Source organism: Anaeromyxobacter sp. SG66 (genome assembly GCF_022690805.1).
Lineage (GTDB): Bacteria > Myxococcota > Myxococcia > Myxococcales > Anaeromyxobacteraceae > Anaeromyxobacter > Anaeromyxobacter soli.
On the sequence record NZ_JALCZC010000027.1, the window covers coordinates 25,625 to 49,994 of the forward strand.

Genomic DNA, 24,370 nt, shown 5'->3' on the forward strand with positions numbered 1-24,370 from the left:
GTAGGCGGCCGCGGCGGGACTGTCAAGCGGCGACGTCAGCCTCCACGGGTAGAATCCCCCCGTGCGGGCACCCCTTCGTACGCTCGGTAGCGCCACCCCCGGCGCCGCGTCGCTCGCCGGCGGAGGCCGCGCGTGAGCGGCCTGCCGGAGATCGCGGGCTACACGCTCGAGGCGCTCGTCGGCCGGGGCGGCATGGCCGAGGTCTTCCGCGCGATCGCCCTGCGAGGCCCGCACGCCGGACGCACGGTGGCGCTGAAGCGGCTCCTCCCCGAGCTGGCGCGCGATCCGGAGCAGGTCGCGCTCCTCGCCGAGGAGGCCGCGGTCACGCGCCGGCTCCGCCACCCCGCCATCGTGGAGGTCCTCGAGACCGGCGTCGCCGGGGGCTCGCCGTTCATCGCCATGGAGTACGTGGACGGGCGAAACCTCCGCGACGTGCTCGGCCGCTGCGCGGCGCGGCGGATCCTCCTCCCCGTCGACTTCGGCTGCTACGTGGGGCACGTCGTCGCCGGCGCGCTCGCCCACGCGCACGAGGGCCTCGACGAGCAGGGCGCTCCGCTGGGGGTCATCCACTGCGACGTCTCCCCGTCGAACGTGTTCGTCTCGCGCCTCGGCGCGGTGAAGCTCGGGGACTTCGGCGTCGCGCGCGCCGCCGGGACGAGCGGACGCACGTCCGGCGCGATGGGGAAGGTGCACTACCTCGCCCCGGAGCTCATCCGCGGCGAGGCGCCCGCGCCGCGCACCGACGTGTTCGCGCTCGGCGCGGTGATCTTCGAGCTGCTCACGAACGAGCGGGCTTTCCCGGGGCGGGACGTGAACGAGGTCGGCCAGCGGATCCTCGCGGGCCGGCTGCGCGCGCCGTCGGAGGTGCGGCCGGAGCTGCCCTTCGAGCTCGACGCCCTCGTGCTGCGCTGCCTCGCCCCCGATCCCGCCGAGCGCTGGCGGAGCGCGGCCGAGGTCGCCGGCGAGCTCGCCCTCCGCTACGACAAGGCGATCGGGACGGACCTCGCCATCGCCGCGGTGGTGCGGGGGTTGTTCGGCGCCTGACGCGACACCTCGGGCCCGGCCCCTACGGCGCGTCGCTCGCCCGGGCCCGCAGGCAGCTTCGGAGCGAGCGCGTCAGGCCGCCGGGATCGCCGCGCGGACGCGCTCGACGAGCGGAGGGACCGTGCGCAGCGCGGCGTCCACGTCCGCGGCGGTGGTCGTCCAGCCCAGCGAGAAGCGGATCGTGCTCCGCGCCTCCGCCTCCGAGAGCCCGAGCGCGAGGAGCACGCCCGACGGCGTGGTCGAGCCCGAGTGACAGGCCGAGCCGGCGCTCGCGCACAGGCCGTCCACGTCCATCGCCATGAGGAGCGCCTCGGCGTCGCAGCCCTGGAACGTCACCGAGGCGGTGCCCGGCAGCCGCGGCGCGTCCGCCCCGTTCACGCGCGCGCGCGGCACGGCGGTGAGCAGCCCCGCCTCGAGGCGGTCGCGGAGCGTTCCGATCCGGGCGGCCTCCTCCTCGCGCGCCGCGCAGGCGGCCTCGATGGCCGCGCCGAGGCCGGCGATGCCGGGGAGGTTCTCGGTCCCGGGGCGGCGGCCGCGCTCCTGCTCGCCGCCGGAGAGCGGCGCGAGCGGCAGGCCGGGGGTCACCCACAGCGCGCCCGCCCCGCGCGGCCCGCCGAACTTCTGGCCGGTGAGCGCCACGAGATCCGCGCCGAGCGTCCGCACGTCGAGCGGGATCTTGCCGATCGCCTGGACCGCGTCGCAGAAGAAGAGCACCTTCGCCTCGCGCGCCGCGTGGGCGAGGCCCGGGACGGGGAGGAGGACGCCGGTCTCGTTGTTCGCGCGCATCGCGCAGGCGAGGGCCACGTCCGGGCCGAGCGCCGCGCGGAACCGCTCAGGGTCGACGAGCCCGCGGCGGTCCACCGGCACGACCGTGAGCGGCGTGCCGGTCCGCTCCAGCGCGCGGGCGAGCGAGAGCACGCAGGGGTGCTCGACCGCGGTGACGACGAGCCGGCGGCGTCCGGCGGGCGCGCGAGCGAGCACGCCGCGGATGGCGAGGGCGGCGGACTCGGTCGCGCCGCTCGTGAAGACGAGGTCGGCGGGCGCCGCCCCGAGGGCGGCCGCCACCTGGCCGCGGGCGCGGTCGAGGACGTCGCGGGCGGCGCGGCCGGCGGCGTGCACCGAGCTCGGGTTCCCGAACACCTCGAGCGCCGCGCGCACCGCCGCGATCGCCTCGGGGCGCATGGGGGTGATGGCGTTGTGGTCGAGGTAGGTCAAACCAGGTTGCGGACCTTCCGCGCGCTCACCCCGAAAGCGTCGAGGAAGCTCCGGACGACGTCCTCGCGGAGGCGCTTCTTCGCCGCGCCGGAGAGGCCCTTCATCGGCAGCCGCGCGCCGGCCATGGTCCCGTGGCCGCCCGCCGAGCCGCCCTTCGCCTCGATGACCTCGCGGATGAGCCGGCCCGCGTTCATGCGCCGGTCGCCCGTCCGCACCGAGAAGTAGAGCTGGTCCTCGTACTCCGCGAAGGCGAGCGACCAGCGCATGCCCTCGAGGTACATGAACCGCTCGGCGATCTCCGCGACCATGTCGGGCGTGTAGATCTCGCCGAGGTCGCAGATCACGACCTCGTCCTCGTAGACGTGCGCCTTCTCGATCGCCACGTGGTAGAGGCGGAAGTAGTCCTCGGGGAGCCGGGGGTGCTCGATCTCGCCGAGCGCCTCCTTGTCCACCATCGGGAAGAGCCAGAGGTAGGCGTCGACGTCGATGTCGGTGGTCTGCCGGCCGAGGTCGCGCGTGTCCGCCTTGATCCCGTAGAAGAGGGCCGTCGCGACGGGCGCCGGCATCTCGAGCCCGCTCGCGCGGAAGTACTCCGCGAGCACGGTGGAGGTCGCGCCGAGCGGGCCGCCGACGTCGGCGATGGGGGCGAGGTGCGAGTCGGGCCGCTCCGGGTGGTGGTCGATGACGACGTCGGGGAAGTGGCGCGCCGGCAGCGAGTGGTTTCCCTGCTCCGGCTGGGTGTCGACCATGCAGATGAGGTCGTACTCGTCGAACACGACGCGCGAGACCGGCACGACCGGGAGCTTCAGCACGCGGACGAGGGCGCGGTTCTCCGCGCGGCCGACGATGCCCCCGTAGGCGACGATCGCCTCGACCCCGGCGAGCTTGTCGAGGAGGTGGGCGAGCGCGACGCCGGCCGCGATGGAGTCGGGATCCGGGTTGTCGTGCGTGAGGATCAGCGCGCGCTTGTGCGAGCGGGCGTACTCGATGAGGCGGTCGAGCTTCGCCCTCGTGCTCGCCACGTGGCGCGGGTAGAGCGCCATCCGGGCGGAGCGCACGGGCGGCCGCGCACGTGATCGAGTCGGATCTTCGTTCGGTTGGCGCATGGGATGGGGAGACTTCATCGGCGACGGACGAGGCCGCGGAGGACCTCGATGTTCTCCTTCCAGCGAGACTCGGTCTCCACGAACCCGGGCAGCTCCGCGAACCGGGCGTCGTTGACGAGGAGGCGGAACGGAGCGAGCCCCATCGCCCCCTCCCCGATGTGCTCGTGCCGATCGACCCGGCACCCGAGCGGCTTCTTCGAGTCGTTCAGGTGGAACGCTCGCACGTGCGCGAGGCCGACCACCCGGTCGAGCTCCTCGAACGTCTGCGCGTAGCCGGCCTCGGTCGTGAGGTCGTAGCCCGCCGCGAAGAGGTGGCAGGTGTCCACGCAGACGCCGACGCGCCTGCGCGGTGCGGCGGGGATCGCTGCGCGGATTGCGGCGAGGTGCTCGAACCGCCAGCCCAGGCTGGTCCCCTGGCCGGCGGTGGTCTCGACGAGCAGGCGCGTCTTCCCCGGGACCGCGTCGAGCGCGCGCTCGATGGCCTCCGCGACGAGCTTCAACCCCTCGGTCTCCACGCCGTGGCTGCCGGGGTGGAAGATGAGGTGCGGGATCCCGAGCTGGGCGCAGCGGCCGAGCTCGTCGGCCAGGCCGCTCCAGCTCTTGTTCCGGATCTCGGCGTCCTGCGCCGCGCAGTTGATGAGGTACGAGGAGTGGGCGGCGGTGGGGAGCTTCGTCCGCCTGGCCTCGCCCTTGAAACGGGCGACCTCGTCGTCCTCGAGCGGCTTCGCCGCCCAGCCCCGCGCGTTGCGCGTGAAGATCTGCAGGCAGGCCGCGCCGTCCGCTTCGGCGCGGGAGAAGGCGGTCGACACTCCGCCTGCGATGCCTTCGTGGGCTCCGAGGAACATTGGGCGCGCATCTATACAATAGGCGGGCGTGGCCTCGCCATGCTCGCCCCGATCGTCCCGACCGGGACGAAAAGCTCAAACGATGCGCACCCTTGGCCGCACTGCGGGCGCCTGTCCCAGGGCAGGCCCGCCGCGCCGATCTCCTCCGAGCTCCTCCCGAGAGTGAAACGATACACCCGGTCGGGGGACTCCCCGACCGGGCGCAGAACTGCCGGAACGAGGTCCGGAGCGGCTAGCGGGCAGCCTTCTTGGCCCGCACGTTCGCCGCGAAGAACTTCTCGGCCTGCTCGAGCGCGTTGTCGAGCGCCTCCACGGTGAGGTCCCGCAGCACCGTCTCCGCGAAGCGCAGCGAGTCGTAGTACCGCTGCCGATCGGTGGAGTGGACGATGAGCAGGAGCGGGTAGCCGGCGTGCAGGAACAGGAGGTTCGCGAGCAGCCGGGCGATGCGGCCGGACTGGTCGGTGTACGGGAACACCTGCATGAAGCCGTGCTGCAGCCGCGCGACCTGCTGGATCGGGTGCAGGTGACGGAACTCCGCCGTCTCCGTCGCCTCGAGGACCTTCTCGAGACCGGCCGGGATCTTGGCCGGCTGCGCGATCTCGTGGAAGTACGCCCGGTGAAGGGGCATGTCCTTCCGGAAGTCGGGCGGCGTCTTCTCCGGCCCGCCGCACAGCGTCTCGTAGAGCCGCTTCACGAGCGCGACGGTGAGCTTGGGCCGCTTGGCCTTCGCCTCCTCGCGGACGAGGTCGAGGGCGGTCTTGTGGTTCCGCAGCGCCGAGAGGGCGGTGACGAACGTCGCGTCCGCGAGCGGCTGGTTGGCGAGCGCGGCCGCGAGCTCCTGGGGCGTGTAGACGACGCCCTCGAGCGCGTTCTCGTGGTACAGCCACGACAGCTCGTACTTCTGGAGGAAATCCGCGCCGACCTCGGGTGCGCTCTGCATCCGGTCGCCGAGATCCTCCATGCGATCGTCGATGTCGACGTATCGGGTCCGCATTTTTTCGTGCTCCTCGAGCCCCGGCGGTCTTCGCGGGAGCCTTGCCCGGTGACCAGCCTCAAGTGCATGTATTGTGGGGTGATTTTCAGGTCATCCTGACCGGAAGCCGCGCGCAATCTAGCCGAAGGCTTCGCCCATCGTCAACCCAACATCGACCTCGGCGGTTGGAACGGGCTCTCGGCCGGTTTTGTTCCGCGCGCTCGCACGGCCGCCCGGACCACGTCGGGCCGAGCAGAGAGAACGTTCATATTTCGACTGGTTACGTGGAGGAGCCGGGCGTCCCGATGTGATGACCCTCTTGGGGCAGCCTGCGCCTCCCGCGGGCGCGCTGGTCCCAGAAAGGGAGACGCCGCCGGCGGGAGCGCGGCGGCGTCGGAGCGGGCTCGTCTTGCGACGATGGCGCCCTGCGAGGCGGAGGGTCAGTACGCCGTGAGCCACTCCCGGTAGCGCGGCTCCTCGCCCCGCACGGCCCGGAAGAAGGTCTCCTGGACCTTCTTCACGACCGGCCCCGGCTCGCCCCTGCCGATGCGGCGGCCGTCCACCTCGCGCACCGGGGTCACCTCGGCGGCCGTGCCGGTCATGAAGAGCTCGTCGGCGAGGTACATGGTGTCGCGCGTGAACTTCTCCTCGCGCACCGGGATCCCGAGGTCGCGCGCGATGCGGAGGATCGAGTCGCGGGTGATGCCGGCGAGGACCGGCGACGAGAGCGGCGGCGTCTGCAGCACGCCGTTCTTCACGATGAAGATGTTCTCGCCCGCGCCCTCGGCCACGTACCCCTCGGTGTCGAGCAGGATCGCCTCGTCGAAGCCGCTCAGGGCCGCCTCGCGGGTGGCGAGGAACGAGTTCACGTACTGGCCCGAGATCTTGGCGCGGACCAGGTTCACGTTGACGTGCATGCGCGTGAAGGAGGAGACCTTGGCGCGGATGCCGCGCTTCAGGCCCTCCTCGGAGAGGTAGGCGCCCCAGGGCCAGGCGGCGACCATGACCTGGACCGGGTTCACCGCGCCGACGCCCATGGCCCCCGCGCCGAAGAACGCGAGCGGCCGGAGGTAGCCGGCGTCGAGCTTGTTCGCCTTGAGCGTCTCGATGCAGGCCTGCTCGACCTGCTCGACCGAGTAGGGGATCTCCATCAGCACGATGTGCGCGGAGTCGAAGAGCCGCTGCACGTGCTCGTGCAGCCGGAACACGGCCGGGCGACCGTCCGCGCCGCGATACGCGCGGATGCCCTCGAAGACACCCATGCCGTAGTGCAGGGCGTGGGTGAGGGCGTGGACCTTCGCGTCCTCGAAGGCGACGAGCTTTCCGTCGAGCCAGATCTTGTCCGCCTTGATCATGCCGGCCTTCCCGCTTTCTGTGGTGGTGGGGGTCGAACATGCCCGACGGCGGGGGGCGTTTCAAGGGCCGGGGCGGGCGCGCGCGGCGGGGGCCGCCCTCAGGCGGCGAGCGGGGGGAAGGGCCGGCACATGCGCGCGATGAACGGCATGTCCGGGTGGAGCCCGGCCTTGCCCGCCTGGATGGCCCGCTGGAGCGCGCGCTCGGAGGGCACGACCTCCACCGGCGAGAGCACCTGCGCGAACGAGCGGTGGTGGTGCACGAAGGGCCGGTTGCGCGCGACGTTCTGGGCGGCGAGCTGCTCGAGGCCGAACCAGAGCGGCTGGGTGAGCTTCGGCCCGAAGCCCTCGAGCGCCAGGACGAACGCGTTCCGCGCGCCGATGGCGCCGCGCTGCACGGTGGCCCACGCCTCGCGCGCGGGGAGGTTGTCCACGAGCCCGCCGTCGACCAGCCGGAACAGGTCGTGGCGCTCGAAGAGCTCGGCGAGGAGCCGGTGCATGCGCTCGTCGTCGCGCAGCACGTCGTAGTGGATGACGCCCGGGAGCGCGGAGGAGAAGCCGACCGCGTCGATGGCGTCGAACGAGCGGGTCCCGTCGTCGCCGCCCAGGTAGAGGCGGGCGAAGCGGTCGCGCTGCACGATGAGCTCTCCGACCGCCTCGAAGACCTCCGCCATCATCCGCTTCACGACGTGGGGGCGGGCCTCGCGGCCGTGCAGGTCGAGGAGGTGCTCGTAGTAGCTCGGGTCGCGCGGGAGGGCGCCGTTGCGGATGCCGGTGACGGCGACCACGAGCGGGACGGCGAGCTGGCCGAGCGTGAGCGGGTGGCCGTCGGGGCCGCGGAGGAACTCGCCGATGGCGGCGCGCAGGTAGAGCCGCATCGCCGCGGGCAGGCCGTAGCGCGAGCCGGTCTGGAGGAAGCGGAAGATCGAGCGGAACGAGAGCGAGCGCATCGCCTCGTCCACGTCCGTCGGGTGCCAGCGGAGGCGGCGCGCGCGGAAGAGGAGGAGCACCGCGCCCATGCTCGTGCCGGCGAGGAGCCGCGGCACGAGGCCGTACTGCTCGAGGAGGGCGAAGGCGCCGAGATAGGACCAGGCGACGCCGCCCCCGCCGCCCGCCACGAGCACGAGCGCCTTCTCGCAGACCTCGCGGTCGATGGCCTCGGGCGGCAGCCGCCCGGCGAAGGCCGCCGCGGCGCGGCCGCGCCAGGCGCGCGCGTGGAGCGAGAGGCCGGGGACGACGCGGGCGACCGCGGCGCGGTCGATGCCGCCCTTGCCGAGCAGGGCGGGCAGCGCGAGCGCCCGGACGTCCTCGCGGAACGGCGCGAGGAGGCCGGAGAGGTCCACGTCCCCGCCGTCGGGAGCGCGGACGAGCGTGGTGCGGGCCAGGTTGAGCGCGTAGCGGAGCGCGGCCTCGTCCGGCTCGGAGAGCCAGGGCGAGCTCGACACCACGTCGCGGACGAGCGCGGCCTCCGCCTCGCAGAAGGGCCGGAGGTCCTGGTGCAGCGCGTCGAGGGCGTCGTCGGAGGGCAAGGCGGCGGGGATTGTAGACGAGTCCCCTCCGGCGACGAAAACCGCCGGGACGGCCTACCCAGGCCCCGTCAGCGCACCACGGCGTCGAACGCCTGGCGGACCGCGCCGGTGGTGCGCGCGTAGTCCGCGAGGAACCGGTCGCCGGGCGCGGGGCCGTAGTACCCGAGACGGCGCGCGAGCTGGTGGAGCGGCGGGCCGCTCTCGGGGAGGTGGTCGATCGCGAAGTCGTGGACGATCCGGAGCCGGAGCTCGACCCTCCGGAGGAACTCGTAGCCGCGCGCGAGCGCCTCGAACTCCGCCTCGCGCAACAGCCCCGCGGCCCGGAGCCGCTCGAGGGCGACCGGCGTGGAGCCGGTGCGGATCTCGGGGTGCGCGTTGCCGTGGGCGAGCTGGAGGAACTGCGCGGCGAACTCCACGTCCACGAGGCCGCCGTGCCCGGTCTTCGGGTTCTTGCCTCGCGAGGCTTCCTTGGCGAGCTCGCTCTCCATCCGCTCCCGCATGCGGCGGATCTCGGCGGCGAGCTGGGCGCGATCCTCGCGGGGCCCGTACACGGCCGGCACGATCACCTGGGCCTCGATCTCGGCGAACGGCGCGGGATCGCCCGCCACGTGCCGCGCGCGGAGGAGCGCCTGCCGCTCCCAGAGCTGGCTGCGCACCCCGCCGGCGGCGCCGTCGCGCGCGCCGCCGCCCGGGAGCGCCTCGCCCATGTGGTAGCGCGTGAACCCCTCCGTGCCGATGACGAGCGCGCCCTGGTTGCCGGACGGGCGGAGCCGCGTGTCGATGGCGAAGAGGCGCCCCTCGCGGAGAGGCATCTGCAGGAAGGACATGAAGCGCTGCGCGAGCCGGGCGTAGGCGGTGTGGTTCTCGCCGCCGCCGCCGCGGTAGAGGAACACGAGGTCGAGGTCGGAGTGGTAGCCGAGCTCGCGCCCGCCGAGCTTGCCCATGCCGACGACGCAGAGCCGCGAGGGCGGCAGCATCCCCTTCGCGCGCGCCTCCCCCTCGGCGAGCTCCAGGCAGCGCTCGAGGCAGACCTCGGCGAGGTCCGAGAGCTGGCGCGCGATGGAGGGCAGGTCGATCGTGCCCGCGATGTCGTGGATCGCGATGCGCAGGACCTCCTCGTTCTTGAAGCGCCGGAGCTCGCCGAGCTGGCGCTCCAGGAGGTCGTCCGCCTCGAGGTCGGACGGGAGCGCGGCGAGCCGCTCCTCGAGGTCGGAGCGGAAGCGGGCCGCGTCCTTCTCGAGCAGGACCTGATCCTGCCGGAGCAGCAGGTCGATGAGCTCCGGGTGGCGCAGGAAGCGCTTCGACAGGAAGTCGGAGGTGCCGAAGAGCGCGAGCAGGAGCCGCGAGACGCGCCGGTGCTGGGCGAGCATGCGGAAGTACGGCTCGGGGTTCGAGAGCGCGGCGGCGAAGTCGGCGAGGTGGGAGAGCGCCTGGTCGGGATCGGGCGTGCCGAGCGCGTCGGAGAGGAGCGCGACCGCGGCGGCGGGATCGCCGTGGGGCGAGAAGGGCGTGCGCCGCCGGGCCATGGCGTCGATCGCGGCGAGGACGCGATCGGGGTCCACGAGGCCGCGCCGCGACGCGATCTCGGCCCGGCGCGCCGCCTCGACGTCGGGATCGGCGAGGAGCGCCAGCTCCGGGTCGAGCGGCGCCTCCTCGGCCGCCGCCCCGAGGAGCCCGGCGAAGAGCTTCGCCACCCGCTCGCGGTGCGCCGCGAGGGCGGCCTCGAACGCCTCCTCCGTCGCGTAGCCCATCCCGCGCGCGAGGCCGAGCCGCTCGCCCGCGGCCGGGAGCCGGTGCGTCTGGGCGCCCTCCACCATCTGGACGCGGTGCTCGGCGCGGCGCAGGAACAGGTACGCGTCCGCGAGCACGTCGCCGTCCTTCGCGGGCACGACGCCGGCGAAGAGGAGGCGATCGAGGGCGGGGAGGACCGCGCGCTCGCGCAGCGCCTTCCCGTCCGTCCGGCCGCCGTGGAGCAGCTGGAGCGCGGAGACGAAGAACTCGGCCTCGCGGATGCCGCCCTTGCCGAGCTTCAGGTCGTCCTTCCCCTCCGCGCCGGCGCGCGCGTCGATGCGCGCCTTCATCGCCTGGATCTCGGCGAGCACGTCGAGATCCAGGCTGCGCCGCCACACGAACGGCTCGAGCTGGCGCAAGAGCTCGTCCCCCACCGCGAGATCGCCCGCCGCCGGGCGCGCCTTCACGAGCGCGTTGCGCTCCCAGGTGCGGCCGAACGACTGGTAGTAGAGCTCCGCGGCGCGGACGCTGTTGACGATGGGGCCGTTCTGCCCGTCGGGCCTGAGGTTCAGGTCCACCCGGAAGACGAACCCGTCCTCGGTGGGCTTCGCGATCGCCTCGGTCACGAGCTCGGCGAGCTTCGCGAAGTAGGCGAAGTGCGTCAGCGGCCGCTCGCCGATCGTCTGTCCGTCCCGGTCGTAGACGTAGACGAGGTCCACGTCGGAGGAGAAGTTGAGCTCGCGCGCGCCGAGCTTCCCCATGGCGATCGCGCAGAAGCCCGCGCCCGGCTCGCGGTCCTCGAGCCCCGCGGGCGCCCCGTGCCGCGCGCGCAGGCGCCGGTCGTGGAACCGGATCGCCGCGTCCAGGCAGGCGGTCGCGAGCGAGGCGAGCTCCGCGGTGACCTCCTTGACCCGGGCGCGCCGGAGATCGCGCAGGGCGATGCGGACGATCTCGCGCGCGCGCAGCGCGCGGAGCAGGCGCAGGAGGCCCGCGACGTCGTCCGGATCGAGCCTCCGCACGGCGCGGGCGAGGAGCCGGCGCAGATCGGCCTCGGAGCGCTCGCGGCCGAGGAACGGCGAGCGCGCGGCGCGGCGGAGGAGGCGCGGGTCCCGCGCGAGGAGCGCCGGGACCATGCGCGACGAGCCTGCGAGGAGGACGAGGGCCTCGAGCAGATCCCGCTCCGCGGGCAGCTCGCCCGCGCCGTCCACGTAGCGCTCGACGCCGGCGAGGGCGAGGTCGGGATCGGCGGCGAGCCGGCACAGCGCGAGCACCTCGTCGAGCCGGTCCGGCGCGCGGCGCCCGAGGCGCGCGAGGCGCTCCTCCGACTCGGGCGCGCGGGGGGCCGCGGAGGGGAGGCCGGGGATGGCGTGGGCCGGGCGCATGGGGCGGGTCACCCCTCGTCGCCGTCCGGGTCGGGCACGGGCGCGCCCCGCCCCGCGCGCGAGAGCCCGTGCTGCTTGATCTTCTTGTGCAGGTTCGTGCGCTCGACGCCGAGCGCCTGCGCGGCCTGCGTGATGTTCCAGTCGTGCTCCTCGAGCTTCTTCAGGATGTAGTCGCGCTCGACGAGGTCGCGGAGCTCGCGGAGCGGGACCTCGCCGTAGCGCGACAGGTCCGACGCGCCGGCGGCGGGCGCGGCGGCCTGGCGCGGCCCGACCGCCTCGGGCACGTCCGCGGCGGTGATCCGGTCGCCGCTCATGATCACCATCCGCTCGCAGACGTTGCGGAGCTCGCGCACGTTGCCGGGCCAGCGGTAGGCGCGCAGGCGGTCGTACACCTCGGGGTCGATCGCCTTGGGGCGCGTGCCGTTCTCGCGCGCGGCGAGCTGGAAGAACCGCTCGGCGAGGAGCGGCACGTCCTCGAGCCGGTCGCGCAGCGGCGGCGAGACGAGCGGCACCACGTTCAGGCGGAAGAACAGGTCCTCGCGGAACGTCCCCTCGCGCACCTCCGCCTCGAGATCCTTGTTCGTCGCGGCGATGACGCGGACGTCCACGGTGAGGGCGCGCTCGCTGCCGACCCGCACGATCTCGCCTGTCTGGAGCGCGCGCAGCACCTTCGCCTGCGCCGAGAGGCTCATGTCGCCGATCTCGTCGAGGAACAGGGTCCCGCCGTGGGCGACCTCGAACTGGCCGCGCCGCCGCGCCGCCGCTCCGGAGAAGCTGCCCTTCTCGTGGCCGAAGAGCTCGCTCTCGATGAGCTCGGAGGGGATGGCCGCGCAGTTGACCTTGACGAACGGCCCCTGCGCCCGCTTCGACTGCCGGTGGATCTCCGCGGCGACCAGCTCCTTGCCCGTGCCGGACTCGCCGAGGACGAGCACCCGGCCGCTCGTCGGGGCGACCTTGGCGATGTCCTCGCGCAGCCTCCGCATGGCCGGGCTCTCGCCGAGCATCTCGTCCTGGAACTTCCGCTCCCGGGAGGCGAGGACCTGGACCTTCTCCTCCAGCGAGCGCCGGGCGAGCGCGTTCTTCACCGAGACGAGCACGCGGTCGCGGTCGACCGGCTTCGAGAAGAAGTCGGTCGCGCCGCGCTTCACCGCGTCGACCACGTCGCTCGTGTCGGCGTGGCCGCTGATGACCACCACCGGCAGGTCCCGCCACAGCTCGCGCGCGCGGGAGAGCAGGGCGAGCCCGTCCATGCCGGGCAGGCGGATGTCGAAGATGCCGAGATCGACCGGCTCCCCCTCGAGGATCTTGAGCGCGTCCTCCGCGCTCTCGGCCTCCGAGACCGCGTAGCCCTCCGCCTCGAGGACCATGCGCAGCGTGCGGCGGATGTTGCGCTCGTCGTCCACCACGAGCACGGTCGGCTTCGTCGCGTCCATGGGGCGGGGATTATAAGGCCGGGCCGGGGCGGCCGCGCGAATCGGCCGCCGCCGGGAGCGCCTTCCCCGCGCGCCGCGTCAGCGATCGGCCGGGCGGGAGAGGATCACGAGGGAGCGCGCCTCGACCGGCACGGCGCCACGCGCCTTCACGTGCTCGTGCTTCTCCTCGGACGCGCCGGCGGTGTCCACGAGCACCTGCCACTCCTGCCCCCAGTCCACGTCGGGCAGGACGTAGGTGACGGGCTCGTGCCAGGCGTTGAGGAGGACGAGCAGGGAGTCGCCCATGATCCGCTCGCCCCGCTCGTCCGGCGTCGCGATCTGGTCGCCGCCGAGGAGGAAGGCGACCGACCTCGCGAACGGCTTCTGCCAGTCCTCCTCCGTCATCTCCGAGCCGTCGGGGCGGAACCAGGCGAGGTCCTTGAGCGACGAGTCCCACGGGTGGCCGCCGCGGAAGAACCGGCGCCGCTGCAGCACCGGCTGCTCCATCCGCAGCTTGACCATCCTGCGCACGAAGGCGAGGAAGGCGCGGCGGCGCTCGTCGAGGTTCCAGTCGAGCCAGGAGAGCTCGTCGTCGTGGCAGTACGCGTTGTTGTTGCCCCCCTGCGTCTTCCCCAGCTCGTCGCCGGCGGCGATCATGGGGACGCCCTGCGACACGAGCAGGGTCGCCATGAGGTTCCGCATCTGCCGGTCGCGCAGGGCGAGGATGGCGGGGTCGTCCGTCTCGCCCTCCGCCCCGCAGTTCCAGGAGTGGTTGTCGTCGGCGCCGTCCCGGTTCTCCTCGAGGTTCGCCTCGTTGTGCTTGTGGTCGAAGCTGACGAGGTCGCGCAGCGTGAAGCCGTCGTGGGCGGTGACGAAGTTCACGCTCGCGTAGATCTTCCGGCCGGCCCCCTCGTAGAGGTCGGCGGAGCCGGTCAGGCGGTAGCCCATCTCGCTCGCGAGCTCCTCGTCCCCCTTCCAGAAGCGGCGCACGACGTCGCGGTACTTGCCGTTCCACTCCGACCAGCGCACCGGGAACGCGCCCACCTTGTAGCCGTCCGGGCCGAGGTCCCACGGCTCGGAGATGAGCTTCACCCGCTCGAGCACCGGATCCTGGTGGACGGCGACGAGGAAGCGCGACGCCTCGTCGAAGAGCTCGGGATCGCGGGCGAGCGTGACGGCGAGGTCGAAGCGGAAGCCGTCGACGTGCATCTCCTCGACCCAGTAGCGGAGCGAGTCCATCACGAGCTTCAGCGTCTGCGGGTTCGTCGTGTCGAGCGAGTTCCCGCAGCCGGTCGCGTCCCAGTAGTGGCGGGGCGACTCGTCGACGAGCCGGTAGTAGCTGCGGTTGTCGAGCCCCTTCAGCGAGAGCGTCGGGCCGAGGTGGTTCCCCTCGCAGGTGTGGTTGTAGACGACGTCGAGGATCACCTCGATCCCCGCGGCGTGCAGCGCCTTCACCATCTCGCGGAACTCGGTCACCTGCTCGCCGCGGCTGCCGCGGGCGTACCGCTGCTCCGGCGCGAAGAAGCCGAGGGTGGAGTAGCCCCAGTAGTTCGTGAGGCCCTTCGCGTGCAGGAAGGGGTCGTCGAGGTACTCGTGGACCGGCAACAGCTCGACCGCGGTCACGCCGAGCCGCTGCAGGTGGGCGACGGCGGGCGGCGAGCCGAACCCGGCGTAGGTGCCTCGCAGCTCGGGCGGGACCTCGGGGTGACGCGCCGTGAAGCCCTTCACGTGCACCTCGTAGATGAGGCTCCGGTGCAGCGGGGTGCGCGGCGGACGATCGTCGCCCCAGTCGAAGCCCCCGCCCACGACGACGGAGCGCGGGACCGCCGCTGCGCTGTCGCGGTCGTCCATGGCGAGGTCCTGCTCGGGCGCGTCGGGCCGGTAGGCGAAGATCGGACCCGCCAGATCGACCTCGCCCGAGATCGCGCGGGCGTAGGGATCCACGAGCAGCTTCGCGCCGTCGTAGCGGAGGCCCACCTCGGGCTCGTACGGGCCGTGGGCGCGGTAGCCGTACAGCGCCCCCGCCTTCACGCCGGGCAGGTAGCCGTGCCAGACGTGCCCCGTCCGCTCGGTGAGCCGCACGCGGCGCAGCTCGCGCGCGGGATCGGCGGGATCGAAGAGGCAGAGGTCCACCGCGTCCGCCTCGCGCGCGTACACCGCGAAGTTCGTGCCCTCGTCGTCGCAGGTCGCGCCGAGGGGGTGGGGCCGACCCGGCCAGAGCATCTCGTCCGCCATGGGGGGGCCCGCTCCATGTCCGGGCCTCCCTCAAGCTGCTCCCGCACCGGACGGACGGCCATCGGGCAACTGCCCGACCGGCGGGGGCGCGCGCCGGCGCGGGACCGCGACCGGCGGATGGCGTAGTACTCGAACCCGAGTCGCGCATCTCGCCGGGGCGCTCGCGGAGGGCGGCCGCTACGATCCGGAGATGGAACGCATCGTCGAAGTGCAGGTCGTGCTCGACCGGATCTCAGGGCGCCGATGAAGGTCCTCCTCGTCGCGGACGCCCTCGGGGGCGTGTTCACCTACGCGGTCGAGCTCTCGCGCGCGCTCGCCGCCCGGGGCGTCGCCGTGGTGCTCGCCACCGAAGGGCGCCTGCTCACGCCCGACCAGCGACGGGCGCTCGCGGGCATCCCGGGCCTCGTGCACGAGGAGCGCGCCTTTCGGCTCGAGTGGATGGAGGACCCCTGGGAGGACGTCGGCGCCGCGGGCCGCTGGCTCCTCGAGCTCGAGGCGCGCGAGCGCCCCGACGTCGTCCACTCCAACGCGTTCGCGCACGGGGCGCTCCCGTTCCGCGCGCCGAAGCTCGTCATGGGGCACTCCTGCGTGCTGTCGTGGTTCGAGGCGGTCCGGCACGAGGTCGCGCCTCCGGAGTGGAACCACTACCGCGACGTCGTGGCCGCCGGGCTGCGCGGCGCCGACGCGGTCGCGGCGCCGAGCGCGGCGATGGCCGAGGCGCTCGTCCGCCACTACGGCCCGATCCCGCGCCCGACCGTCATCCCCGGCGGCCGCGACCCCGCGCGCTTCCGCCCGCGAGCGAAGGCGGAGCTGGTCCTCGGCGCCGGACGGCTGTGGGACGAGGCGAAGAACGCGGCGGCGCTGGTGCGCATCGCGCCGCGGCTCCGGCTCCCCTGGCGCGTCGCGATCGCCGGCGAGACCGAGGAGCCCGCGCGCGCGACCCGGGCGCCCCGCGTGCCGGAGGCCGGTGGCGGCGCGAAGCTCCTCGGCCACCTGCCGGAGGAGGAGCTCGCCCGATGGATGGGAGAGGCGGCCATCTTCGCGCACCCGGCGCGGTACGAGCCGTTCGGGCTCTCGGTCCTCGAGGCGGCGCTCGCGGGCTGCGCGCTCGTCCTCGGAGACATTCCCAGCCTCCGCGAGAGCTGGGCGGGCGCGGCCGCGTTCGTCACGCCGGGCGAGGACGACGCCCTCGCCGCGGCCATCGGCGCGCTCGCGGCCGATCCCGGACGGCGCGCGCTCCTCGCCGGCCGCGCGCGGGCTCGCGCGCGCCGGTTCAGCCCGAAGCGGATGGCGGACCGGACGCTCGAGCTGTACCGCACGCTCACCGGCCGCGCTGCTGCCCTCGGAACCCCTCCATGAGGTTCGTCCTCTGCGCGAGACCGGTCGCTCGCCCGCTCGCCGGGCGCTCCGGCGCCCGGACGCTGGCCGTCGTTTCTGCAGGCTCTGGCTCCCTGGAGCACGAGCGCACGAGCGAGCGCCGCCATGACCGGCGAGGCCTCGCGCCCGCGGATGGCCGCTCCTGTCGCGCTTACCGATCTCGAACCGGGCGACTGCGTTCGTTCTTACAGTCTGCGTCCGCTCCGGCGGCGCGGCACCCCCCGGTTTTGCGCCAGAAACAGGGGACCTCCCCCCGCGGCACGCCCATTGCTCGATGGCTCTGACGCGACATCACCACGAGGCCACCAGGAGGCAGGAACGATGAATCGAACGACCGGCGCGAGCAGCACCCTCGACCAGTACCTCCGCGAGATCAACAAGGTCGCGCTCCTCACCGTGGAAGAGGAGCGTCGCCTGGCCCGCGAGTACCGGGACGAGGGGAAGACGCGCGCCGCCCACCGGCTCGTGGAGGCGAACCTCCGCTTCGTCGTCAAGGTGGCCTTCGAGTACCGCTCCTACGGGCTGCGGATGGCCGACCTCATCCAGGAGGGCAACATCGGCCTCATGAAGGCGGTGCAGAAGTTCGATCCGGACAAGGAGATCCGGCTCATCTCGTACGCGGTCTGGTGGATCCGGGCGTACATCCAGAACCACATCCTGAAGTCCTGGTCGCTCGTGAAGATCGGGACCACGCAGGCGCAGCGGAAGCTCTTCTTCTCGCTCGCCCGCACCCGCCACGAGATCGAGCGCGTGACTCCGGGCGCCGGGCTCGAGTCCGAGGGCATCGACGTGAACCTCGTCGCGAAGAAGCTCCGCGTCCGGGCGAGCGACGTCATCGAGATGCAGCAGCGGATGGAGGGGCGCGATCTCTCGCTCGACGCCCCGGTCGCCGACGGGACGAGCACGCACCTCGAGTTCACCCCGGCCGACGCGGATCCTCAGGACGAGGAGCTCGCCCGCGTCGAGGAGGACGCGATCGTCAACCGGCGCGTGAGCGAGGCGATGGGCCGCCTCGACCCGCGCGAGCGCCACATCGTCGAGGCCCGCATCATGGGCGACGGCAAGGAGACGCTGCGGGATCTCGGCCAGCACTTCGGCTTCTCGCGCGAGCGCGCGCGCCAGCTCGAGATCCGCGCGCTGGAGAAGCTCCGCCGCGAGCTGCAGCCGCTCGCCGACGAGATCGGCTACCCGGCGACGATGGGGGCCGAGGCGACGGAGTAGCGCGGCGATCGAGGCCTCGACGGCGCCGCCGCCCCCCACGGGCCGGCGGCGCCGCGCGTCTCGGCGAGGCTCACTTGCGGCTCACCGCGAACGGCGCGAACGCCTGCTGCACGGGCATGAGCTCGAGCGCGTTCACGTTCACGTGGGCGGGACGCGTCACGCACCAGACGATCGCGTCCGCCACGTCCTCGCCCGAGAGCGGGGTCACGCCCTCGTAGACCTTCTTCGCGCGCTCGGCGTCGCCGCCGAACCGCACGAGCGAGAACTCCGTCTCCGCCATCCCGGGCTCGATCGACGTCACCCGGATGGCCGTGCCGAGGAGGTCGGCGCGCAGGTTGAGCGAGAACTGCCGCACGAACGCCTTCGTCGCGCCGTAGACGTTGCCGCCCGGGTACGGGTAGCTCCCCGCGACGGACCCGAGGTTCACGACGTGCCCGCGGTTCCGCTCGACCATCCCGGGCAGCACCGCGCGCGTCACCGTCACGAGGCCGGTGCAGTTCGTCGCGATCATCGTCTCCCACTCGTCGAGCGACGCGCGCTGGGCGGGCTCGAGCCCGAGCGCCAGCCCCGCGTTGTTGACGAGCACGTCGATCGCCGCGAACCCCGGGGGGAGGCCGGAGATCGCCGCCTCGACCGCGCCCCGGTCGCGCACGTCGAGCACGAGCGGGTGGACCCGGCCGCCGCCCCTGGCGGCGAGCGCCTCGAGCCGGTCCTCGCGCCGCCCCGTCGCGACCACCCGCGCGCCCGCGCGGAGGAGCGCCTCCGCGCACGCCGCTCCGAACCCCGCCGTCGCGCCCGTGACGAGCGCGACCTTGCCGTCGAGATCGTATGCCATGGCGGCGGATGCTACAGCGTTGCGCGCTCGAGCTGAACCCGCCGTCGCAGCGGGGACCCGGGCCGGGGCGGGCTCCGCGCCGCCCGCGGGGGGGCCGACGCGAGTCTCCGCCCGCGATCCCGGCCCGGGCCGCCGCGCCCGCGGGCCGTCAGGCGGCCCGCTGCGCCTCGGGCGCGAGCGGCAGGGCGATGGTGAAGGACGCGCCGCCGCCCGGGCGATCGCCGACCTGGATCTCGCCGCCGTGCTGGAGGACGATCTTCTTCACGATCGCGAGGCCGAGGCCGGTCCCGCCGACCCCCTTCGTCGTGAAGTACGGGTCGAAGATCCGGTCCCAGAGGTCCCGGTCGATGCCGGGCCCCTCGTCCGCGACGGTGAGCACGGCGCGCTCGCGCGTGCGCGCGATGCCGAGGTGGATCCGGGCGCGCGCCGGGCGCGCCGCGTCGATGGCGTTCTGGCAGAGGTTCGTGAGCACCCGGCGCATGAGCTGGCGGTCGAGCGCGACCGGGCAGGGGCCGCTCGCCTTCACGACGGACAGCTCGGCGGCCGCCCCGAGCTGCTTGCTCGTGCGGAGGAACTCCTTCACGAACGCGCCGAGCTCCGACGGCTCGGACCGCACCTCCGGGAGCTTTGCGAACGCCGAGAACTCGTCCACGAGCCGCTGCAGCGTGCCGATCTCCTCGCGCACGATCTCGCCCGCCTCGCCGAGCAGCTTGCCGAAGTCGGGGTCCCGGACCCGGGTCGCCTTCCAGCGGGCCTCGAGCTGCTGGAACGCGAGCTTCATCGGCGTCAGCGGGTTCTTGATCTCGTGGGCGAGCCGGCGCGCGACGTCCTGCCAGCCCGAGATCTTCTCGAGGTAGACGATCCGGTCGCGGCTCTCCCGCACCTCGCGGACCATGGCGTTGAACGCGCGGGCGAGGCCGGCGACCTCGTCGTTCGCCCGCCCGGGATCGACCTGGACCGAGAGGTCGCCCGAGGCGAGCTGGCGGACCGCCCCGACGAGCCGCGTGACCCGCCGGGTGGTGCGGCGCGCGAGCAGGATGCCGATCGCGGCCGCCCCCGCCGCCCACGCGACGAGGAGGAGCGCGAAGGCGCGCACGTAGCTCCGCCGGATCTCCGAGCGGAGCGCGTCCACGCCCTGGACGAGCTCGCCCACCTCGCGCGCCTCGCCCAGCTCGGCGAAGTAGCGCGCCTCGATGGCGAACGTGCAGTCGAGGCGGCCGCCGCCGGGGAGCGCCACCCGCGCCGGCGCCTCCCGCCACTCGCCCTCGGGGTTCTCCGCCTGCGTCTCGGCCTCGGCGACGACCGCGCCGTCCGCGGCGTGGAGCGACACGCGCCGGAGCCGCGGCGTCTTCGCGAGCGCCGACTCGAGATACGCGTGCGTCCGCCCGCGGTCCCTGGGGAGCCCGCGCGCGAGCGCGCGCGCCTGCTCGGCGTAGAGCTGCTTGCGGGCCTGGAAGAGGTCGCCGTACAGCGCGGGCACCGCCTCGAGCCGCTCCACCACGCGGGGGTCGAGGCCGAGCGCGAGGTTCTCCTCGGCGAGCTTCCCGGCGAGGAGGAGCGCGCCGAGGAGCGGCAGCGTCGCCGAGACCACGAGGGCGACCGCGATCTTCGCCTCGAACCGGGAGACGCGGAGCGCGCCGGCCGCGCGGCGGACGAGGGAGGGCGCGCCGCTCACCGCCCCGCCCCCGACGCCGCGGCGCCCGGCGCGAACGAGCGCGAGCGGAAGAGGTGCACGTCGCTGCCGGGATCGGGCTCGCGCAGGAGGAAGCTCGCGACGGCGCCGAGCACGCTGCGCGTCCCGCCCGAGGTGCGGGTGCCGGCGGCGGGGTTCGCGATGTACTCGCGCGTGCGCTGGAGCTGCTCGCGCGAGACGGGGTTCACCTCGACGCGCGCCTCGAGGTGGTAGGGCGCCCCGGGCAGCGCCTGCACCGGACCCAGGTCGACGCCGCGCGCCTCGGAGAGGAACCGGCGCAGCGCCGCGAAGTCCGGCAGCACGTAGTGCACGCCCTGGGGCGCGCGCGGGTCCTTCACCGTCACCGCGTACGTCTCCTCCCAGACGTCGAAGAGGATCTCCACGACCCGCCCGTAGAGCGCGGCCGGCGCGCGGGACCCGTCGGGCACGACCGAGACGTAGATCGCGACGACGTTCGTGAGCCCGTTGCCGAAGTCGCGCTCGGTCGCGGCCGGGAACGCGGCGGAGAGATCGAGGCTCGCCTCGACGCGGCCGGCGCGCGGAGCGACCCGGGCGGCGAGCGGCTCGGGCGGGCCGGCGGCCACGGCGCCCAGCGCGGCCGCGGCGCCGAGGGCGGCGAGGAGGTGGCGCACGGCGCGGCCGGTCCTGCGGGGAGCGCGCGTCACAGCAGGTTGTCCACCGCGTAGCCGAGCGACGCGTTGAAGACGCCGACGGGCGTGTCGAGGCGGAGCGCGAGCTCGGCCGAGACGGGGGTGCGGGAGAAGCGGGTCCGCGCGCCGCCGAGCACCTGGGAGGAGTAGACGCCGCGCGCGCCGAGCGCGAGGTAGCCGCGCCGGAAGAACGCCTGCCGCTGCCAGAGCGGCACGGCGTACTCGAGGCCGCCCATGGCGACGAACGCGTCGTAGCGCGAGTCGGTCGAGAAGTTGAGCTCGAGCGAGCGCGCCAGGGCGGGACCCACGGCGAAGTAGGCGAGGTCCGCCGGGTAGAAGCGCTCGAAGAACGGCGCGCCGCCCTGCGCGGCGCCCAGCGTCGCCTGGAGGCGGAGGGGGAGGTCGAGGAGCCCGAACGCCGTCTCGAGCTGCAGGAGGTAGCGGCTGTACTCGTAGTCGCCGCCGAGCACGCGCGAGCCGAACGTCACCTGGGCGAGGCCGCGGAGGCCCTCGCGCGGCAGGAAGAAGTCGTCGCGCGTGTCGATCTCGTAGGTCCCCGTCAGCGCCGAGAGGCGCGAGCGGCCGGGCCGGAGCGGCGGCAGGTTCTCGGGCGCGGCCGGCGTGCCCCCGGCGGAGAGCTCCCGGAGGGCCTCGTACCGGTAGCTCGCGAGGAGCCGCTCGAAGGCGCCGGGGCGGATGCCGATGGTGCCCTCGAACGAGGCGCGCTGGTAGCGGAGCCGCGGCGCCGCGCCGAAGTCGTCCGAGAAGGCGTCGCAGTCCGGGTCGCCGCAGGCGAGCTCCTCCCCGCGCACGAAGAGGACGGTCGCGCCGAGGACGAGGCCGCGCTCGCCCCGCGCCCCGCGGCGGGCGAGCGGCAGGTCGGGCGCGAAGAAGCTGCCTCGCACCGCGAAGCGGCCGGGATCCTGCGGCCGGCCCGCGGGCGAGCCGCCGTAGACGAACGCGCCCGAGAGGCCGAAGCCCCGGCCGAGGAAGTTCTGCTGCGAGAGGCCGAGGCCGCCGTAGATGGGCTGCGGCCCCGTCGACCCCAGGACGAGATCCGTGACGAGGAGCGTGTTCCGCTCGACCACCTCGACCACGAGCACCACGAGGCCGCGCTCGCTCCCGCGCTCGACCCGCGTCTCGACCTTGGAGAACCAGCCGAGCTGGAGGAGCCGCAGCCGCGACAGGAGCACGCGCTCCTCGTCGAGCAGGTCGCCCTCCGTGACGAGCAGGTGGCGGCGCACCTCCGGCTCGCGCGCGTGGTGCAGCCCGGAGACGACCACCCGCTCGATGGTGTAGCGCCGCGGGAGGGGCGAGAGGTCGGGCTCGGGCGCGTCGACCGCCGGGGCGGCGATCGGCGGGGGCTCCGGCGCGGCCGGGGCAGCGGCGGCCTGCCCGAGGGCGAGCGCCAGCAGGGCGGGGACGAGCGCGGTCATCGGCGGGCGATTGTAGGCGAAGAGCGGCCCGCTGACCTGGACGCTGCGCTCGGATCGTCTATTCAGCCCGCGGCGGGGGCCTTCCTCAGCGAGCGGCGGGGCCATTCGGCCCGCGGCGGAGGGCGAGGCAGGCCTCGAGGGTCTCCACGTCGAGTGGATCCGCCGCGAGCGCGGCCTCGTACGCCGCGAGGGCGGCGGCCGCGTTCCCGAGCTTGCGGGCGACCTCGGCGCGCGCGCGCTGGCGGCTCGCCTCGGCGCCGCGCGCGGGCGCCGCCCGGAGGAGCTCCGCCCGCCGCGACTCGAGCAGGGCGCGGGGGACGCCCGCGGCGAGGCAGCGCGAGACGCCGAGGGCGTTGCCGCGCTCGGCGTCGTGGGCGAGGCGGGCCGCGGGGGTCGCGAGCGCCGCCTGCGCCGCCTCGAGGCGTACGAGGAGCGCGGTCGCCCGGGCCGGGTGATCGGCCGCGAGCGGCCGGAGCCGGAGCGCCTCGAGCGACTCCCGCAGCCCCCGGGCGGCGCGCCGCACGTCGGCGAACTCCGCGTCGAGCGGCACGGCGAGGAACGCGTAGTGGCTCGCGGGGGCGCGGGCCTCGAGGGCGCGCAGGAGCGGCTCCCCCGTGGGACCCGCCGCCGGCGGCGGGGTCGCGCGGCGCTGGGTGTCGGCGAGCGTCGCGAGCGCGGCGCGGTCCGCGGGCGCGAGGTCCACGAACTGCACCGCGAAGCCGGGGTCCATCCGCCAGGCGGCGGCCTCGGCGGCGGACACGTGGCGCACCACCTCGGCGGACAGCCCGAGCGGCGCGCGCAGCGAGGGGTGCGCGAGGGTGAGCCGGAGCCGCGAGAGGAGCGGCGGGAGCGCCGCGTTGCCGCGGAGGAAGGCGCCGCTCCGGGTGAGCTCGCGGACGGGGAGGCGCACCGGGGGGGCGCCTCCGGCGCACACCTCCGCCTCGACGGCGGCCTCCCGGGCGGCGTCCGCACCGCGCGGGACCGGTGCCGCGCCCGCGGCGGGAGCGGGGGAGGGCGTGCGAGCCGGGAGCTCCGCGCGCGCCTCGCGGAGCGCCGCGGCGAACGCGGCCATGTCCGCGAAGCGCGCATCGGGGGCCTTCTCGAGGGCGCGGAGGATGGCCCGCTCGAGCGCCGGGGCGACCGGGGCGAGCTCGGATGGGCGGGGGGGGACCGCCTCGAGGTGCGCGAGGAGGAGCGCCGCGAGGCTCCTCCCCGCGAAGGGGAGACGCCCGGTGGCGAGCTCGAAGGCGATGACGCCCAGCGCATAGACGTCCGTCCGCGCGTCGATCGGACCGTCCTCGCACTGCTCGGGCGCCATGTACTCGGGGGTCCCGACGATCAAACCCGCCTCGGTGCGGCCGGCGACGCGGGCGCCGCGCAGCTTCGCGATGCCGAAGTCGACGAGCTTGACGAAGTTCCGGCGGCCGCGGCGGTTCACGAGGAAGACGTTCTCGGGCTTCAGGTCGCGGTGGACGACGCCCCGCTCGTGCGCGCACTGGAGCGCGTCGCAGAGCTGCAGGAGGACGTCGAGGGCGGTCGCGGGGTCGAGCGGACCTCCGCGGACCCGCTCGGCGAGCGTCTCGCCGTCGAGGAGCTCCATCACGTAGTAGAAGCGACCCGGCGGGAGCACCGAGAGGTCGTAGATGCCGACGATGTTCTCGTGCCCGATGAGGTTCACCGCCCGCGCCTCGTCGTAGAAGCGCGAGACGACCTGCGCGTCCGCCGCCATCGCCTCGTGCAGGAACTTCACCGCGACGCGGCTGCCGATCACGGGATGCTCGGCGAGGTACACGGTGCCCATCCCGCCGCGGCCGAGGAGCCTCGAGATCCTAAAGCTGCCAACCTGCGTCCCCAGGAGCGGATCGACCGCCGCGACCTGCGCCGCGGGCGCCCGCGCCGGGCCGGGCCCACCGCCGAAGGCGAGCGTCGGCAGGGGAGACGAGCAGGACGCATCCGCGGGGTGCGCGCCGCCGCACCTCGCGCACGGCTCGAGTCCCCTCGTGGTCGACGTTGCCCGACGGTGCATGAGGCCCCCACCGTTGCGAGATTCGAGCGTAGCAGAGGCGGACGGCCGGCCCAGCCCCGCGCAGGGGGGACACGCGACGCGAACGCCGCCGCCCGCGCGCTGCCGACCCGGGAAACCCCTTGCGGACCGCGGCCAACCCGGATTTCTCTCGAACACTGCCATGGCCGACTTCAGGAAGATGACCGTCGAGAGCTTGCGCGAGCTCGCCCGGAAGGTGCTGGGTCCGGGCCAGTCCAGGAAGACCAAGGGCGAGCTGGTCGCGGCGCTCGAGGCCGCGGAGAAGAAGACGGGCCGCGCGGTGAAGACCG

The 24,370-nt window shown here is 74.2% G+C and carries 17 protein-coding genes; 3 read left to right on the forward strand and 14 right to left on the reverse strand.

The genetic code is table 11. The features are described from left to right. Positions 1-132: 132 nt before the first annotated feature. On the forward strand, positions 133-1,044 hold the full coding sequence (locus tag MNZ39_RS10140) for a serine/threonine-protein kinase (RefSeq protein WP_242337985.1): 912 nt from the start codon (positions 133-135) through the stop codon (positions 1,042-1,044). Between the two features lie 72 nt (positions 1,045-1,116). On the opposite strand, the gene MNZ39_RS10145 is transcribed toward MNZ39_RS10140, so the two are convergent. The 9 genes from MNZ39_RS10145 to glgX all read right to left on the reverse strand — a co-directional run bounded on the left by MNZ39_RS10145 (position 1,117) and on the right by glgX (position 14,824). Beyond that, positions 1,117-2,259: a cysteine desulfurase family protein gene (locus MNZ39_RS10145; protein ID WP_242337987.1), complete on the reverse strand. Its 1,143-nt coding sequence runs from the start codon at positions 2,257-2,259 to the stop codon at positions 1,117-1,119. After that, positions 2,256-3,383 carry a bifunctional oligoribonuclease/PAP phosphatase NrnA gene (locus MNZ39_RS10150; protein ID WP_242337989.1) on the reverse strand — a complete coding sequence of 376 codons (1,128 nt, stop codon included), beginning with the start codon at positions 3,381-3,383 and terminating at the stop codon, positions 2,256-2,258. The genes MNZ39_RS10145 and MNZ39_RS10150 overlap by 4 nt, the downstream gene beginning before the upstream one ends. Beyond that, positions 3,380-4,210 carry a deoxyribonuclease IV gene (locus MNZ39_RS10155; RefSeq protein ID WP_242337991.1) on the reverse strand — a complete coding sequence of 277 codons (831 nt, stop codon included), beginning with the start codon at positions 4,208-4,210 and terminating at the stop codon, positions 3,380-3,382. Before MNZ39_RS10155 ends, MNZ39_RS10150 begins: the two co-directional genes overlap by 4 nt. A 232-nt stretch (positions 4,211-4,442) precedes the next feature. Beyond that, a complete protein-coding gene (locus tag MNZ39_RS10160; RefSeq protein ID WP_242337994.1) occupies positions 4,443-5,204 on the reverse strand; it encodes a Fic family protein in 762 nt (253 codons plus the stop codon). A 419-nt stretch (positions 5,205-5,623) separates the two neighbouring features. Further along, a complete protein-coding gene (locus tag MNZ39_RS10165) occupies positions 5,624-6,538 on the reverse strand; it encodes a branched-chain amino acid transaminase (protein ID WP_242337996.1) in 915 nt (304 codons plus the stop codon). 98 nt (positions 6,539-6,636) lie between these two features. After that, positions 6,637-8,064 (reverse strand): patatin-like phospholipase family protein, encoded by a 1,428-nt coding sequence (locus MNZ39_RS10170; RefSeq protein WP_242337998.1) that lies wholly within the window; start codon positions 8,062-8,064, stop codon positions 6,637-6,639. Positions 8,065-8,132: 68 nt separating this feature from the next. Then, positions 8,133-11,189, reverse strand: a complete 3,057-nt coding sequence (gene glnE, locus MNZ39_RS10175; RefSeq protein WP_242338000.1) for a bifunctional [glutamate--ammonia ligase]-adenylyl-L-tyrosine phosphorylase/[glutamate--ammonia-ligase] adenylyltransferase — start codon at positions 11,187-11,189, stop codon at positions 8,133-8,135. After that, positions 11,186-12,610: a sigma-54 dependent transcriptional regulator gene (locus MNZ39_RS10180; RefSeq protein ID WP_242338002.1), complete on the reverse strand. Its 1,425-nt coding sequence runs from the start codon at positions 12,608-12,610 to the stop codon at positions 11,186-11,188. The genes glnE and MNZ39_RS10180 overlap by 4 nt, the downstream gene beginning before the upstream one ends. Positions 12,611-12,688: 78 nt before the next feature. Continuing rightward, positions 12,689-14,824 carry a glycogen debranching protein GlgX gene (gene glgX / locus MNZ39_RS10185; RefSeq protein WP_242338004.1) on the reverse strand — a complete coding sequence of 712 codons (2,136 nt, stop codon included), beginning with the start codon at positions 14,822-14,824 and terminating at the stop codon, positions 12,689-12,691. A gap of 243 nt (positions 14,825-15,067) precedes the next feature. Here glgX and MNZ39_RS10190 point away from each other — a divergent pair, with 243 nt between their 5' ends. Beyond that, complete coding sequence (locus MNZ39_RS10190) at positions 15,068-16,183, forward strand: glycosyltransferase family 4 protein (RefSeq protein WP_242338006.1); 1,116 nt, start codon at positions 15,068-15,070, stop codon at positions 16,181-16,183. Between the two features lie 339 nt (positions 16,184-16,522). Next, positions 16,523-17,422, forward strand: a complete 900-nt coding sequence (locus MNZ39_RS10195) for an RNA polymerase factor sigma-32 (protein ID WP_242338008.1) — start codon at positions 16,523-16,525, stop codon at positions 17,420-17,422. 70 nt (positions 17,423-17,492) lie between these two features. Here MNZ39_RS10195 and MNZ39_RS10200 read toward each other — a convergent pair whose 3' ends face one another. The 5 genes from MNZ39_RS10200 to MNZ39_RS10220 all read right to left on the reverse strand — a co-directional run bounded on the left by MNZ39_RS10200 (position 17,493) and on the right by MNZ39_RS10220 (position 24,062). Next, positions 17,493-18,257 (reverse strand): SDR family oxidoreductase, encoded by a 765-nt coding sequence (locus MNZ39_RS10200; protein WP_242338010.1) that lies wholly within the window; start codon positions 18,255-18,257, stop codon positions 17,493-17,495. A gap of 148 nt (positions 18,258-18,405) precedes the next feature. Beyond that, complete coding sequence (locus MNZ39_RS10205) at positions 18,406-19,932, reverse strand: PAS domain-containing sensor histidine kinase (RefSeq protein WP_242338012.1); 1,527 nt, start codon at positions 19,930-19,932, stop codon at positions 18,406-18,408. Further along, positions 19,929-20,582: a hypothetical protein gene (locus MNZ39_RS10210; RefSeq protein ID WP_242338014.1), complete on the reverse strand. Its 654-nt coding sequence runs from the start codon at positions 20,580-20,582 to the stop codon at positions 19,929-19,931. The genes MNZ39_RS10205 and MNZ39_RS10210 overlap by 4 nt, the downstream gene beginning before the upstream one ends. 29 nt (positions 20,583-20,611) lie before the next feature. Beyond that, positions 20,612-22,036, reverse strand: a complete 1,425-nt coding sequence (locus MNZ39_RS10215; protein WP_242338016.1) for a BamA/TamA family outer membrane protein — start codon at positions 22,034-22,036, stop codon at positions 20,612-20,614. An 85-nt stretch (positions 22,037-22,121) separates the two neighbouring features. Then, positions 22,122-24,062, reverse strand: a complete 1,941-nt coding sequence (locus MNZ39_RS10220; RefSeq protein ID WP_242338018.1) for a serine/threonine-protein kinase — start codon at positions 24,060-24,062, stop codon at positions 22,122-22,124. Positions 24,063-24,370: the final 308 nt, after the last annotated feature.